Annotated in this window: 13 protein-coding genes; 7 read left to right on the top strand and 6 right to left on the bottom strand. The window is 72.5% G+C overall.

What is annotated here, in order from left to right:
- Positions 1-5: 5 nt before the first annotated feature.
- From Actkin_RS06855 to Actkin_RS06835, 5 genes are read right to left on the bottom strand one after another with little or no spacing between them, the layout of a single operon-like run.
- On the bottom strand, positions 6-380 hold the full coding sequence (locus Actkin_RS06855; protein WP_189212482.1) for a helix-turn-helix transcriptional regulator: 375 nt from the start codon (positions 378-380) through the stop codon (positions 6-8).
- Between the two features lie 54 nt (positions 381-434).
- The gene (locus Actkin_RS06850) at positions 435-791 is read right to left on the bottom strand and encodes a DUF4233 domain-containing protein (protein WP_229787095.1); all 357 of its coding nucleotides are present in this window, start codon (positions 789-791) and stop codon (positions 435-437) included.
- Positions 788-2,137 (bottom strand): bifunctional tetrahydrofolate synthase/dihydrofolate synthase, encoded by a 1,350-nt coding sequence (locus Actkin_RS06845; protein ID WP_258907872.1) that lies wholly within the window; start codon positions 2,135-2,137, stop codon positions 788-790. The genes Actkin_RS06850 and Actkin_RS06845 overlap by 4 nt, the downstream gene beginning before the upstream one ends.
- Positions 2,138-2,152: 15 nt before the next feature.
- Complete coding sequence (locus tag Actkin_RS06840; protein WP_189212132.1) at positions 2,153-2,551, bottom strand: acyl-CoA thioesterase; 399 nt, start codon at positions 2,549-2,551, stop codon at positions 2,153-2,155.
- Entirely contained in the window at positions 2,548-3,144 is a 597-nt protein-coding gene (locus tag Actkin_RS06835; RefSeq protein WP_189212133.1) for a mycothiol-dependent nitroreductase Rv2466c family protein, read from the bottom strand. Before Actkin_RS06835 ends, Actkin_RS06840 begins: the two co-directional genes overlap by 4 nt.
- Positions 3,145-3,315: 171 nt before the next feature.
- Here Actkin_RS06835 and Actkin_RS06830 point away from each other — a divergent pair, with 171 nt between their 5' ends.
- Genes Actkin_RS06830 through Actkin_RS06800 form a run of 7 tightly spaced genes read left to right on the top strand, consistent with a single transcriptional unit; the run spans position 3,316 to position 11,832 of the window.
- Entirely contained in the window at positions 3,316-4,680 is a 1,365-nt protein-coding gene (locus tag Actkin_RS06830; protein WP_258906407.1) for a SidA/IucD/PvdA family monooxygenase, read from the top strand.
- Positions 4,617-4,976, top strand: coding sequence for a cupin domain-containing protein (locus tag Actkin_RS06825; RefSeq protein WP_189212135.1), 360 nt, complete (start codon positions 4,617-4,619; stop codon positions 4,974-4,976). The genes Actkin_RS06830 and Actkin_RS06825 overlap by 64 nt, the downstream gene beginning before the upstream one ends.
- Positions 4,977-4,980: 4 nt before the next feature.
- Entirely contained in the window at positions 4,981-6,528 is a 1,548-nt protein-coding gene (locus Actkin_RS06820; RefSeq protein ID WP_258906406.1) for a class I tRNA ligase family protein, read from the top strand.
- Positions 6,525-7,490, top strand: a complete 966-nt coding sequence (locus tag Actkin_RS06815; protein ID WP_189212137.1) for a TauD/TfdA family dioxygenase — start codon at positions 6,525-6,527, stop codon at positions 7,488-7,490. The genes Actkin_RS06820 and Actkin_RS06815 overlap by 4 nt, the downstream gene beginning before the upstream one ends.
- A gap of 3 nt (positions 7,491-7,493) precedes the next feature.
- Positions 7,494-9,353: an FAD/NAD(P)-binding protein gene (locus tag Actkin_RS06810; RefSeq protein ID WP_258906405.1), complete on the top strand. Its 1,860-nt coding sequence runs from the start codon at positions 7,494-7,496 to the stop codon at positions 9,351-9,353.
- Positions 9,350-10,645 (top strand): ATP-grasp domain-containing protein, encoded by a 1,296-nt coding sequence (locus Actkin_RS06805; protein ID WP_189212139.1) that lies wholly within the window; start codon positions 9,350-9,352, stop codon positions 10,643-10,645. Before Actkin_RS06810 ends, Actkin_RS06805 begins: the two co-directional genes overlap by 4 nt.
- Positions 10,642-11,832, top strand: coding sequence for an MDR family MFS transporter (locus tag Actkin_RS06800; RefSeq protein ID WP_258906404.1), 1,191 nt, complete (start codon positions 10,642-10,644; stop codon positions 11,830-11,832). Before Actkin_RS06805 ends, Actkin_RS06800 begins: the two co-directional genes overlap by 4 nt.
- Here the strand turns inward: Actkin_RS06800 and Actkin_RS06795 are convergent.
- Entirely contained in the window at positions 11,819-12,850 is a 1,032-nt protein-coding gene (locus Actkin_RS06795) for a questin oxidase family protein (RefSeq protein ID WP_258906403.1), read from the bottom strand. The two genes, Actkin_RS06800 and Actkin_RS06795, sit on opposite strands and share 14 nt — an antisense overlap.
- Positions 12,851-12,905 lie beyond the last annotated feature (55 nt).

The raw sequence follows: 12,905 nt of genomic DNA, 5'->3' as shown, positions 1-12,905 counted from the left end.
ACACGCTAGGTGCGCCGGATGGACTTCGCTTCTCCATTCCTGACCGGTCGCGTGAGGATCTTGGCGACGCACGGCGGGATGTCCGCGCCCTCGTCGTGGGCGCGGGCGCGGTAGGCGCTGGGCGTCTCCCCCACCAGTTCGGTGAACCGGGTGCTGAACGAGCCCAACGAGGAACACCCGACCGCCATGCACACGTCGGTGACCGACAGGTCTCCGCGCCGCAACAGCGCCTTGGCCCGCTCGATGCGGCGGGTCATCAGGTAGGAGTACGGCGTCTCCCCGTACGCGGCGCGGAAGCTGCGCGAGAAGTGGCCCGGCGACATGAGCGCGGCCTTGGCGAGCGCGGGCACGTCGAGGGGCTGCGCGTAGTCGCGGTCCATGGTGTCCCGTGCTTTGCGCAGCCGGACCAGGTCGTCGAGTTCCACCCGGCCAGACTACTGCTGACCAGGCAGTCTGCCTTCCGCCATGCGCTTGAGGACATCCTGGCGCATCCACGTCACCCAGCCCCACGCAAGGGAGAACAGCACGCCGATGATGCCGATCGCCGGGGTGATGAGGAAGCCGAGCACCAGCAGGCCCTGCATGCCGAGCGCGGCGCCCAGCGCCCACGGCTGCCGCACGAACGCGCACAGCGCCACCATCGCCAGGCCGAGGACGCCGACCGCCCAGACCTCGCCCTGGCCGATGTCGTCGCGCTTGGCCAGCAGCAGCACGGCCAGCAGCAGGACGATGGCCTCCAGCAGGAGCATCGCGGACATGACGCCGCGGAAGCCCTTCATCGGATCCTTCACGCGGGCTCCTTGCCGAACAGGGTGCGGGCCTCGCCCGCGGTCACCACGGAGCCGGTGATGACGACACCGCCGCCGGAGACCGGCTCGTTCGGGTCGTCGGTCTCCTCGGCGATGCCGACGGCGGTCTCCACCGCGTCGTCCAGCCGGGGGGCCACGGTGACCCGCTCGTCGCCGAAGACGTCGACGGCCAGGCCCGCGAGCAGGTCGGGGTCCATCGCCCTCGGCGAGCTGTTCGTGGTGACGACCAGGTCGGAGAACACCGGCTCCAGCGCGGTCAGGATGCCCGCGACGTCCTTGTCCGCCATCACCCCGACCACGCCGACCAGCCTGCGGAACTCGAACTCGGCGTCGAGGGCAGCGGCGAGCGCGGCGGCGCCGTGCGGGTTGTGCGCGGCGTCGATGAACACGCTCGGCGCGGTCCGCATCCGCTCCATCCGGCCGGGGACCACCACGGTCGCGAACGCCTCGCGCACGGCATCGATGTCCAGCCTGCGGTCGGCGCCCGCGCCGAAGAACGCCTCCACCGCGGCGAGCGCGCGGGCGGCGTTGTCGGCCTGGTGGGCGCCGTGCAGGGGCAGGAAGATCTCGTCGTAGACCCCGCCGAGGCCCTGGATGGCGACCATCTGCCCGCCGACGGCGACGTCGCGGTGGTGCACGCCGAACTCCATGCCCTGCCGGGCCACGGTGGCGTCCATCTCGGCGCAGCGCTCCAGCAGCACCCGGGCGACGCCGGGGTCCTGCTCGGCGAGCACGGCGATGGACCCGGGCTTGATGATCCCCGCCTTCTCCCTGGCGATGCCGAGCAGGTCGGGGCCGAGGTACTCGACGTGGTCGATGCCGACCGGCCCGACGACGGCCACCCGGGGCTCGACGATGGACGTGGCGTCCCACGAGCCGCCCAGCCCGGTCTCCACCACGGCGACGTCCACCGGGGCGTCGGCGAAGGCGGAGTACGCCATCGCGGTCAGCACCTCGAACTTGGTCAGCGGCACCTCGGACTTGCCGTCGACCATCGCCAGCAGCGGCTCGACGTCGCGGTAGACCTCGACGTAGCGGACCGGGTCGATGGGCGCGCCGTCCAGGCCGATGCGCTCGGTGACCAGCTGCAGGTGCGGGCTGGTGTAGCGGCCGGTGCGCAGGCCGAGGCGGGTGAACAGCGCGTCGATCATCCGGGTGGTCGACGACTTGCCGTTGGTGCCCGCGATCTGCACCACCGGGTACGTGCGCTGGGGGTCGCCCAGCAGGTGGGCCAGCGCGCTGATCCGGACCAGCGACGGTTCGATCTTGGTTTCCGGCCAGCGGGTGTCCAGTTCGGATTCGACCTGCCGCAGTTCCTCGAGCACCAGACGAGTCTACGAGGGTCAGCCCGCCACGGGCGTCTCGGCGTAGGGCAGGGCCGCCGCGCGCACCCCGGGCGGCACCAGGACCTCCTCGGTCCCGACCACGCACGCGACCCGCTGACGCCCGCGCGCGACCAGGCAGGCGTCTGAGGTGCGCACGTAATCGAAGGTGAACTGCAGCTGCGTCGGCGTCAGCTCCTCCAGGCGCATCCGCACCGACAGCTCGTCGTCCACCGTCGCCAGGGTGAAGAACTCGCACTCGGCCTTATCGATGCGCAGCCGCATCTCCGGCGGCGACACCTTGCGCAAAAGCCGGTCGCGACAGGTGCTCTGCCAGCGCAGATAGGTGCTGAAGTGGACGTTGGTGACCTGCACCTCGTCGAACTCGATCGTGTGCAGGTACTCGAAGTAGCCGGTCACGACAGCGGGTCCCGGGCCCGCTTCACCTCGCTGAACTCGCGCACGCCGCTGAGCAGGCGCAATCCCTCGAAGGCCTGGTCGGCGTCGGCGTCGGCGGGCACCGAGGACAGCACCGGGCCGAAGAACGCCGGGTGGTCGTCGAAGGCGACCACGGGGCTGCCGCTGGGCGTGCCGACGCGCTGCTGGCCCGCGTCGTGGCTCTCCCGCACGACGGCGTCGAGCGAGGCGTCGTCGGCGGCGTCGATCAGCTCGGCGGGCAGCCCGGCCTCGGCCAGCGACTCGACGAGGACGTCCCGGTCGAGGTAGCGGTCGGCCGGGCCGTGCACGCGCTCGCCGATCGCGGAGTAGAGCCGGTCGACCGCGTCCTGCCCGTGCCGCCCGTCGACCGCGGCGAGCACGCGCAGCGCGGCCAGCGCGCGCTGGTGGGACAGCCGGTAGCGCTCGGGGACGTCGTCGTTGCCCTCGTTGAGCACGGCCAGGCTCAGGAACCGCCAGACCACCTTCTCGTCGCGGCGGCCCGCAGCCGCGCGCAGCCACCGCGAAGTCCGCCAGGTGTACGGGCAACTCGGGTCGAACCAGATGGTGACGCTCACGAAACGCTCCCTTCCGCGAATGTGCCGGACCATACCGCCGTACCCGCCCGGGCCCGTCTCCGAACGTGCTCATCCGGTGTGGCATTCCCGAAGATGCGACCCGGCGAAAGCGGGGAACAAGATGCGGAAAAGAGCAATTCCGCAGACCACCCCCTGCTGAGGAGAAGAAGGATGGCCGAATCACGCGCCCCCGACCGGGACGTCGAACTGCTGGCCATCGGCGCGGGGCCTGCGAACCTCGCCCTCGCCGCCGCCGTCGACGAGGCCGGGCCTGCCGACCTCGCCGCCAACTCCCTCGTCATCGAGCAGGCCGACCGGGTCGTGTGGCAGCGCGGCATGCTGCTGCCCGGCGCGCAGAGCCAGGTCTCGTTCCTCAAGGACCTCGCCACGCTGCGCGACCCGCGCAGCCGGTTTTCCTTTCTCAACTACCTGCACTCCGTCGGGCGGCTGAACGAGTTCGTGAACCTCGGGACTTTCCAGCCCTATCGCACGGAGGTTTCCGACTACTTCCAGTGGGCCGCCGACTCGATGGCGAATGTGTCCGTCGAATACCGCAGGCGCTGTGTCGGCATCGACGCCGAGCGCGGCCCCGACGGCGGACCGGTCGCCTGGGTGACCCGGCTGGCCGACGGCTCGGCGATCCGCAGCCGCTACCTCGTCGTCGGCGCGGGACGCGACCCGTACGTGCCCGCCGAGTACGCCACGCTCCCCCGCGAGCGGGTCGTCCACAGCACCGAGTACGTGCAGCGGATCGCCGAACTGCCCAGGGACCGGGCGTACCGGGTCGCGGTCATCGGCGGGGCGCAGAGCGCGGCGGAGATGTTCGACGCCGTCGCCACCGACCTCCCGGTGACCACGCGGACGCTGGTCATGCGCTCGATCGCGCCGAAGACCTACGAGAACGGCAAGTTCAGCAACGAGTACTTCTACCCCTCGGCGGTCGACGAGTTCTTCACCGCCCGCCCCGAGGCCCGCGAGCAGATCCTGCGGGAGATGCACACCACCAACTACTCCGGCCTCGCCCCCGACCTGATGGACCGGCTCTACCGGCAGCGCTACCTCGACCGGCTCGGCGGCGCGGACCGCATGCGCGTGGCCACCATGACCGACGTCACCGCGGCCTACGAGGACGGCGGCGACGTGGTGCTGGAGCTGACCGACCGGCGCACCGGCCGGACCGAGGAGTTGCGCTGCGACCTGGTGCTGCTCGGGACCGGGTTCGTGCGCGGGATGCCCGCGCTCGTCCGCGGGCTGGCGGGCGCGCTCGGCCTGCCCAGGGTGGAGGTCACCCGCGACTACCGGCTGCGCGTCGGCCCCGCCGCCTGCTACCTGCAGGGCGTCAACGAGGCCACGCACGGCATCAGCGATTCCCTGCTGAGCGTCATGTCCGTGCGCGCCGCGGACATCCTCGCCGACATCACCGCAGACCGCGCCGGCCACGGAAACCGGCGGACCACCGAGAAGGAGACGTCGTGGAGATCCGCAGACTGGACCGGGATCGACTGGGCCCCGACAACAACCACTCGCAGCGGTTGATGCCCTGGAACGCGGTCAACGCGCCGTTCGAGGGCGCGTGGTGCGTGATCAAGCCCGGCGCCTCGTCGGAGCGGCACGCCCACCACGAGTACGAGATCTTCATCGCGGTCAACGGCACCGCGGTCCTGGAGTCCAACGGCGAGCGGCGCAGCTTCAGCGCGGGCGACATCGTCCACTTCCCGCCGTTCACCGAGCACCAAGTGATCAACGAGACCGACACCGACTTCGAGATGTACACGGTGTGGTGGGACGAGGCGATGACCGAGTCGTTCGCCGCCCGCCACCGGGAGGGCTGAACCCATGAACCGCCCCGCCCTGATCATCGACACCCCGCCGACCCCCAACGGCGACCTGCACGTCGGCCACATCGCGGGCCCGTTCATGGCCGCCGACGTGCACGCCCGCTACCTGCGCGCCACCGGCCGCCCCGTGGTGTTCTCCACCGGAACCGACGAGAGCCAGACCTATGTGCTGGCCAGCGCTCGGCGCAAAGGGCTGACACCGCAGGAGTTAGGCCAGCGGTCCTGGCACGAGATCCGCGCGACGCTCGCGGCGATGGGCGTCTCGCTGGACGGATTCGCGCCGTTCGACGACCGCTATCGCGCCGCTGTACTGGACTTCCTCACCCCGCTGCACGCGGCGGGCAAGTTCCGCACCCGCACGGTCCCGCTGCCCTACAACGAGCGCACCGGCGAGTTCCTGGTCGAGGGCCTGGTGAGCGGGGACTGCCCGCTGTGCCTGGTGTTCAGCCGGGGTGGCCTGTGCGAGGCGTGCGGCCACCCGAACAACTTCGACGAGCTGTTCGACCCGCGCTCCACGATGGACACCGACGACCCGGTGACCGTCCGCGACGCGGAGATCCTGGTGCTGCCCATGGAGGAGTACCGCGAGCAGCTGACCGAGTTCTACCGCGCGCGTGAGCACAGGATGCGCCCGCACACCGTGCAGCTCGTCCGCGAGCTGCTCGCCCGGCCGCTGCCGGACTTCCCGGTGACCTACCCGGTCGGCTGGGGCATCCCGGCGCCGTTCCCGGAGACGCCCGGCCAGACGATCAACGCGTGGGCCGAGGGCATCCCCGCTGTCATGTACTGCACCGCCTACGCCGCCGAGCAGATCGGCCAGCAGGTGGCCGCCGACGACGAGCACTGGCGGGCCGAGCGCGACGCCGAGGTCGTCTACTTCATCGGCTTCGACAACATCTACTTCTGGGGCTTCACCCACGTCGCGCTGCTCATGGCGCACGAGGGCAAGTACGTGCTCCCGGACGCGATCATCTCCAACGAGTTCTACGAGCTGGAGAACTCGAAGTTCTCCACCAGCCTCGGCAACGTCGTCTACCCGCGCGACCTGCTGGAGGAGGTGCCGCGCGACCTGATCCGGTTCTACCTGGCGCTGAGCGCGCCCGAGCACCAGCAGACCAACTTCGGCCGGGAAGCGCTGGAGAAGGTCACCGGCTCGCGGCTGGTCGAGCCGTGGAACCGGCTGGCGGGCCTGCTGGGCAAGGCGGTCGCCGAGGCGGGCGCGGACGGCATCGAGCAGCCGGTCCCCGACGCCGCGCGGCAGCGCGCCTCGGCCATGCTGGACCGCTTCCGCGCCTGCTACGAACTCGACGGCTACAGCCTCAACCGGGCGGCGGCCTACATCGCCGACCAGCTGCCCCGGCTGGTGCGCGCCGCGGAGTCCGGCGCGGACCTGGGCGGGCTGTTCTTCGAGGTGCGCGCGCTGCTGCGCGGCGCGGCCCCGATCCTGGTCGACCTCGGGGAGTCCGCAGGCCCGTTCGAGGCGGGCGAGGAGACGGCCGTCCTGCCGTTCGCGCTGCCCCTGCTGGCGAAGGCGGGTCAGCGATGACGACCACGACGGGCGCGGTGCAGACCGCCGCGCTGGACGCGAGCGAGGTGCTGCGCCTCGCGCTGGACCTGTGCTTCTGGGGCGACGAGCAGGTGGACGACCCGGGCTGGGTGACCGCGGCGCGGGAGGCGGGCGCGGAGCTGCCCGCCGCGCTGCGCAGGCCGCTGCGGGCGTTCCGCCGCGACCCGGGCGACGCAGGCACCCTGCTGCTGCGCGGGCTGCCGATCGACGCGGAGTCCCTGCCGCCGACGCCGACCGTGGACGGCTCGGTGCAGCGGATGGTCACCGTGCCCGCCGCCGTGCTGATGATGATCGCCTGCGAGCTCGGCGAGCCGACGGCCTTCCGCGCGGAGAAGACCGGGGCGCTGGTGCAGGACGTGGTTCCGGTGCCGGGCAAGGAGACGTTCCAGGGCAACGCCGGGTCGGTGCTGCTGACCTTCCACAACGAGAACGCCTTCCACCGGCACCGCCCGGACTACGTGCTCCTGCTGTGCCTGCGCCCCGATCACGACCGGATCGCGGGCCTGCGCACGGTGTGCGTGCGCGAGGTGCTGCCGCTGCTGACGCCCGACACCCGCGCCGCGCTGGCCAGCCCGGAGTTCCTGACCGCGCCGCCCCCGTCGTTCGGCGGCGACGGCGCGTCGGTCCCGCACGCGGTGCTGCACGGCGCGGCCGACGACCCGGACCTGCGGGTGGACCTGGCCGCGACCACCCCGCTGACCCCGCGCGCCGAGGTCGCGCTCGGCGAGCTGGGGCGGGCCTTCGAGCAGGCCACCCGCACGGTCCGGCTCACCCCGGGCGACCTGGCCATCGTGGACAACCGGGTGACGGTGCACGGGCGCACCGACTTCACCCCGCGCTACGACGGCGAGGACCGCTGGCTGCAGCGGACGTTCGTCACCGCGGACTTCCGCCGCTCCCGCGACCACCGGCCGCACGACGGCCACGTCCTCGAAGGGTGAGCCGTGGCTGAGCCGCTGGTGGTGGTCATCGTGGGCGCCGGGCCGCGCGGCACCGGCATCCTGGAGCGGCTGCTGGCCAACGTCGGCGACCTGCTGCCCGGCACGCCGCTGCGGGTCGAGCTCGTCGACCCGTTCCCGCCCGGGGGCGGCCGGGTGTGGCGGCTGGAGCAGTCGTCGCTGATGTGGATGAACGCCCTCGCGGGCAACATCACGATGTTCACCGACGAGAGCGTCACCTGCGACGGGCCGATCCGCCCCGGCCCGTCGCTGAGCGAGTGGGCCGCCGCCGACGGCACCCACTGGGACGTGCTCGGCATGAGCTTCGCCAGCAGGCAGGTGCAGAGCCGGTACCTGAGCTGGGTGTTCGACCACCTGGTCGCGCAGCGGCCCGAGGGCGTGGACGTGGTCGTGCACGCCACGTCGGCGACGGGGCTGACCGAGGAGCCCGGCGGCCGCCAGCTGGTGTGGCTGGCCGACCGGGCCGAGCCGCTGGCCGCCGACCTGGTGGTGCTGGCGATGGGCCACCAGGAGGCCGAGCCGACGGCGGAGGACGTGCGGATGAGCGCGTTCGCCGCCCGGCACGGCCTGCGCCACCTGCCCAGCGCCTACACCGCCGACGCCGACCTGTCCGGGTTCCGCCCGGGCGAGAAGGTGGTGCTGCGCGGGTTCGGCGCGGCCTTCATCGACGTCATGGCGCTGCTCACCGAGGGCCGTGGCGGCGCGTACACCACGGAGGCGGGCAGGCTGCGGTACCTGCCGTGCGGGCGGGAGCCGGTGCTGCACGTCGGCTCGCGCCGCGGCGTGCCGTACCGGGCCAAGATCGCCTACCGGCTGGTCGGGCGGCCCGCGCCGCTGCCGAGGTTCTTCGCGGCCGCCGACCTGGACCGCCGCTTCGCCGGGGCGGACCGGATCGACTTCCACGCCGACCTGTGGCCGCTGATGGCCAAGGAGATCGGCTGGGGCTACTACCACGAGCTGTTCACCGCCCACCCCACGCGCGTGATGTGCGGGTGGGACCGGTTCGCCGCCGAGTACGCGCGGCTGCCGTGGGAGCGGATACCCGACCTGGTGGCGGAGACGGTGCCCGAGGCGGCCGACCGGCTCGACCTCGTCGCCATCGACCAGCCGCTGCGCGGCCTGACCTTCCCCAGCCTCGCCGAGCTGCAGCCGCACCTGCGCGCGCACATCGCCGCGGACCTGCGGCGGCGCGGCGAGTTCATCCACAGCCCGGACCTCGGCGCGACGCGCGCGATCCTGTCGGTCAACCGCGAGCTGCGCGCGTCCTCGGTCACCGGGAAGCTCTCGGCCCGCTCGCTCGTGCGCGACGTGCACGGCTGGTGGCAGGGGTTCCTGGAGTACTACACCAGCGGCCCGCCCGCCCAGCGCAACCGCCAGCTGCTGGCGCTCGCCGAGGCCGGCGTCGTGCGGTTCCTCGGCGCGGGCGTCTGGGTCGAGCCGGACCCCGAGCGCGGCGTGTTCCGCGCGGGCGGGACCAGCGCGCCGGGCTCGATCGAGGCGACCGCGCTGGTGGAGGCCCGGCTGCCCCAGGGCCGCTCCACCGACCCGCTGCTGCACGGCCTCTACGAGCGCGGGGAGGCCGTGGACGACGAGCTCGCCGACGGCGACTTCCGGCACAGCTCCGGACTGCTCCGGGTGTCCGAAGAGGACTTCCGGGTCATCGACAGGGACGGCCGCGCGCACCCGCGCCGCTTCGCCATCGGCCCGTTCACCACCGTGCGGCACTTCGCCACGTTCGCCACCCCGCGCACCAACGCCGTGTCGTTCCGGCAGAACGACACCATCGCCCGCACCGCACTGGGAATCCTCGCCCGCACACCCCACACAAAGGATCTCGTCTCATGAACACCCGCCCGCCCGCCATCCTGTTCATGGGTGACCTGGTCATCGTCGCGCGGCAGCTCCGCCTCATCACCGAGGCCCACCGCCGCGGGTACGCGCCGCTGCTCGTCGTCACCCCGCACACCGACCCCGCCCGGCTCGCCGAGCTGCGCGCCGACCCCGAGCACCCGCTGTCGCTGCTCGCCGACGTCGTCGAGGTCGCCGACGCCAAGGTGGACTACGTCGTCCCGGGCATCCAGCCCCTGCTGCGCCGCTACGACGTGCGCGCCGTGCTGTGCGTCGGGGACTTCTTCGTCGAGCCGGTCGGCGTCGTCGGCGACCTGCTCGGCGTGCCCGGCGCGGGCATGGCCGCCAGCCGGATCAGCCGCAACAAGCTGCTGCAGCGCACCGCGATGGCCGACCTGTCGCCCGCCTTCGAGGTGGTCACGCCCGCCGACCGCACCGGGCCCGTCGGCGAGGGGCTGTCGTTCCCCGTCGTGGTCAAGCCGGTCGCGCGCTTCTCCAGCCTGGGCGTGCGCCAGGTGAAGGCCCGCGAGGACCTGCCCTCGGTGCTGGCGACCTACCCCGACGACGAGACCGTGCTGGTGGAGAGCCGGGTCGTCGGCCCGGAGTTCTCCGTGGAGGCGCTGACCCAGAACGGCGAGGTGCTGTGGTCGGGGGTGACGGCCAAGCAGACCAACGAGTCCGGCGGGATCTTCTTCACCGAGATGGGCCACACCTCGCCCGCCCCGATCCCGGACGCCGACCGCGCCGCGCTCATCGCGGCCAACACCACCGCGCTCAAGCGCATCGGGTTCCGCGACGGCATCAGCCACGCCGAGTTCCGGCTCTCGGAGAACGGCCCGGTGCTGATGGAGATCGCCACCCGGCTGCCCGGCGACGCCATCACGTTCCTCTGGCACCTGGCCACCGGCGAGCCGCTGGAGCCGGTGATGATCGACCTGGCGCTGGGCGAGCCCACCTCCTATCCCGAGCCGCGCCGCCGCGCCGCGCAGGTCTACCTGGAGCACCCGTACGGCACGCTGCGCGACGTGACCAGCACCGGCAGCCCGGTGTCGTGGGTGAGCCGGGACGAGATCTGGCCCGTGTTCACCCCGCAGGCCGCCGACGCCGCGCCCGCCGACCACGCGGTCCTGGTGACGGTCGTGCCGGGCGACGTGCTGGGTCCGCAGACGGACTCCGAGGCACGCTCGGCGTCGGTGGTCTTCGACCTGCCGCTGGACGAGGCCGTCGAGCCGCTGGCCAAGCAGTACGCCGACACGGTGACGATCACGGTCGAGGGCGGCGGGTCGTGAGGGGCGCGCTGCGCGAGCGGTTCGGGGGGCTGCCGCGCTCGTACTGGGTGCTGTGGGGCGGCACGCTGATCAACCGGCTGGGCACGATGGTGCAGCCGTTCTTCGCGTTCTACCTCACCGGGTCGCGCGGGCTGTCGCTGGCGCAGGTGGGCGCGGTGCTGACGGTGTTCGGCGCGGGCGCGTTCTTCTCCCAGCTGCTGTCCGGGCACCTGGCCGACCGCTACGGCCGCCGGATCACGCTGACCGGCGGCATGCTGGCCACCGCGGTCATCATGCTGGTGCTGGCCTACAGCCAGAACATCGCGGTGATCGTGGCGTGCATGTTCCTGCTGGGCGTGGCGATGGAGATCTACCGGCCCGCGTCCAGCGCGCTGGTCGGCGACATCATCCCGACCAAGGACCGCACGCGCGCGTTCGCGCTGCTGTTCTGGGCGGTGAACCTCGGCTTCACCGGCGGCGTGCTGACCGGCGGCCTGCTCGCCGAGTCGGCGATCCTGTGGCTGTTCTGGATCGACGCGGTGTCCTGCGTGGTCTTCGGCCTGCTGGTGTGGTTCCTGGTGCCCGCCTCCCAGGAGGCGCCGCGCGCGGACGTCCCCGGCTCGTTCCGGGACGTGGCGCGCGACCGGGTGATGATGGTCTTCGTGGCGATCACCCTGGCCTACGCGGTGGTCTACCACCAGTCGATGATCACCCTCCCGCTGGCGATGCGGGCCGACGGCCTCGACCCCACGGCGTACGGCATCGCGCTGGCGGCCAACGGCGTGGTGATCGTGCTGGTCCAACCGCTGGTGGTCAACTGGCTGGGCAAGTTCGACCACAGCACCGTCGCCGCGGTCGGCATGGCGGTGGTGGGCCTCGGCTTCGGGCTGACCATGTTCGTCTCGTCCACCGCGGGCTACACCGCGACCGTCGTGGTGTGGTCGATCGGCGAGATCGTGGTGACCGGGGTCAGCGCGGCGATCGCGACGAACCTCGCCCCGCCGCACCTGCGCGGGCGCTACATGGGCGTGTACGGGTTCGCGTTCTCGCTGAGCAACCTGATCTCGCCGGTGTTCGGCACGTGGCTGCTCGGCATCGGGCAGGCGGTGCTGTGGTCGACGCTGGCCGCGCTGTCGGTGGTGGCGACCGTGGCGCAGCTGTGGATCGCGCCAGCCATCCGGGAACGGACGCTGGTCAGCGTGGCCTGATGAACTCCTGGATGCGCGCCGCGGCGGCGAGCGCGTCCGGGTCGCCGGTGCGGGCGTGCACCTCCGCGGCCGTGTCGGTGAACTTGATGACGTGCTCGTCGCCGTTCTCGGCCGCCCGGTCGAGGACGGCGGCGGCGCTCTCGGGCGCGTCGGGGAGCACTTCCCGGGGTGCGGCCTCGCGCGGGGCGTAGGTGGCGATGAGCGCCGCGCTGGCCGCCCACGCGGCGGTCAGGCTCGGCGCCCACTGCTCCTCGGGGAGCGCGGGCAACGCGTGCAGGACGGCGTTGGGCGCTGTCGCGGTGTGCACGAGCAGGATGGGGCTGCCGTGGCCGTGGGTGAGGTAGGTGAGGGTGGCGGCGTCGACCAGCTCGGTGAGCCGCCGCCGGGCCTCCTCGGGCGTGTCGGCGGGCTTGAGCGCGGCGAGGGCGCTGGGGAAGCTGTGCAGTTCGGCGAGCTGTCCGAACCGGTTGGCGAGCTGCCCGTCCTGGCTGGGGATGCGCGGCACGGCGTCGAAGGCCGCCTTGGTGGCCAGCCCGCCCCGGGGCTCGGCGGTGTTGGGGATGACCGTCGACCGGGCCGCCCACCAGGCAAGCCCGTGCACCAACTCGGCGACGGCCTGCGGACTCTCATCCCCGGCCAGCAACACCCGCAGGGCATGGCTGACCCGGATGACGCTGTGCGTCGCGCCCGCGGCGATGCCGGGGAGCAGCCGCGGCCACCAGGTGGCGAGCACGTCCCGCCAGGGCCGCTCCTGGGTCTCGTTGTGGAAGTACCCGACCCAGTCGCCGAGCCGGGAGAAGTCCCCCAGCGCGTCCTGCCAGTCGGTGATGACCCCGGTGGGCGCGGGAAGCTCGTCGAGCCGGTTGAGGTAGCGGTCGACCCAGCGGGGGACGAGGTCGGCATGCCCCCGGCGCACCAGCACCTCGACGGCCATCGGCCCGTGGTTGGACAACTCGTCACCCCACTCCGGCCCAGTGGGGTGCAGCCGCGCGTAGGCCTCGTCCAGGATCTCGCTCACACACCTACGGTAGCCGGACGCGCCGACACCAGCGTCCACCCGTGTGGGTCGGCCG

It is taken from the genome of Actinokineospora sp. UTMC 2448, assembly GCF_024760565.1.
GTDB classification, from domain to species: domain Bacteria; phylum Actinomycetota; class Actinomycetes; order Mycobacteriales; family Pseudonocardiaceae; genus Actinokineospora; species Actinokineospora fastidiosa.
Note: the sequence above shows the minus strand (reverse complement) of the source record. Positions and strands in the feature narration are given on the sequence as shown.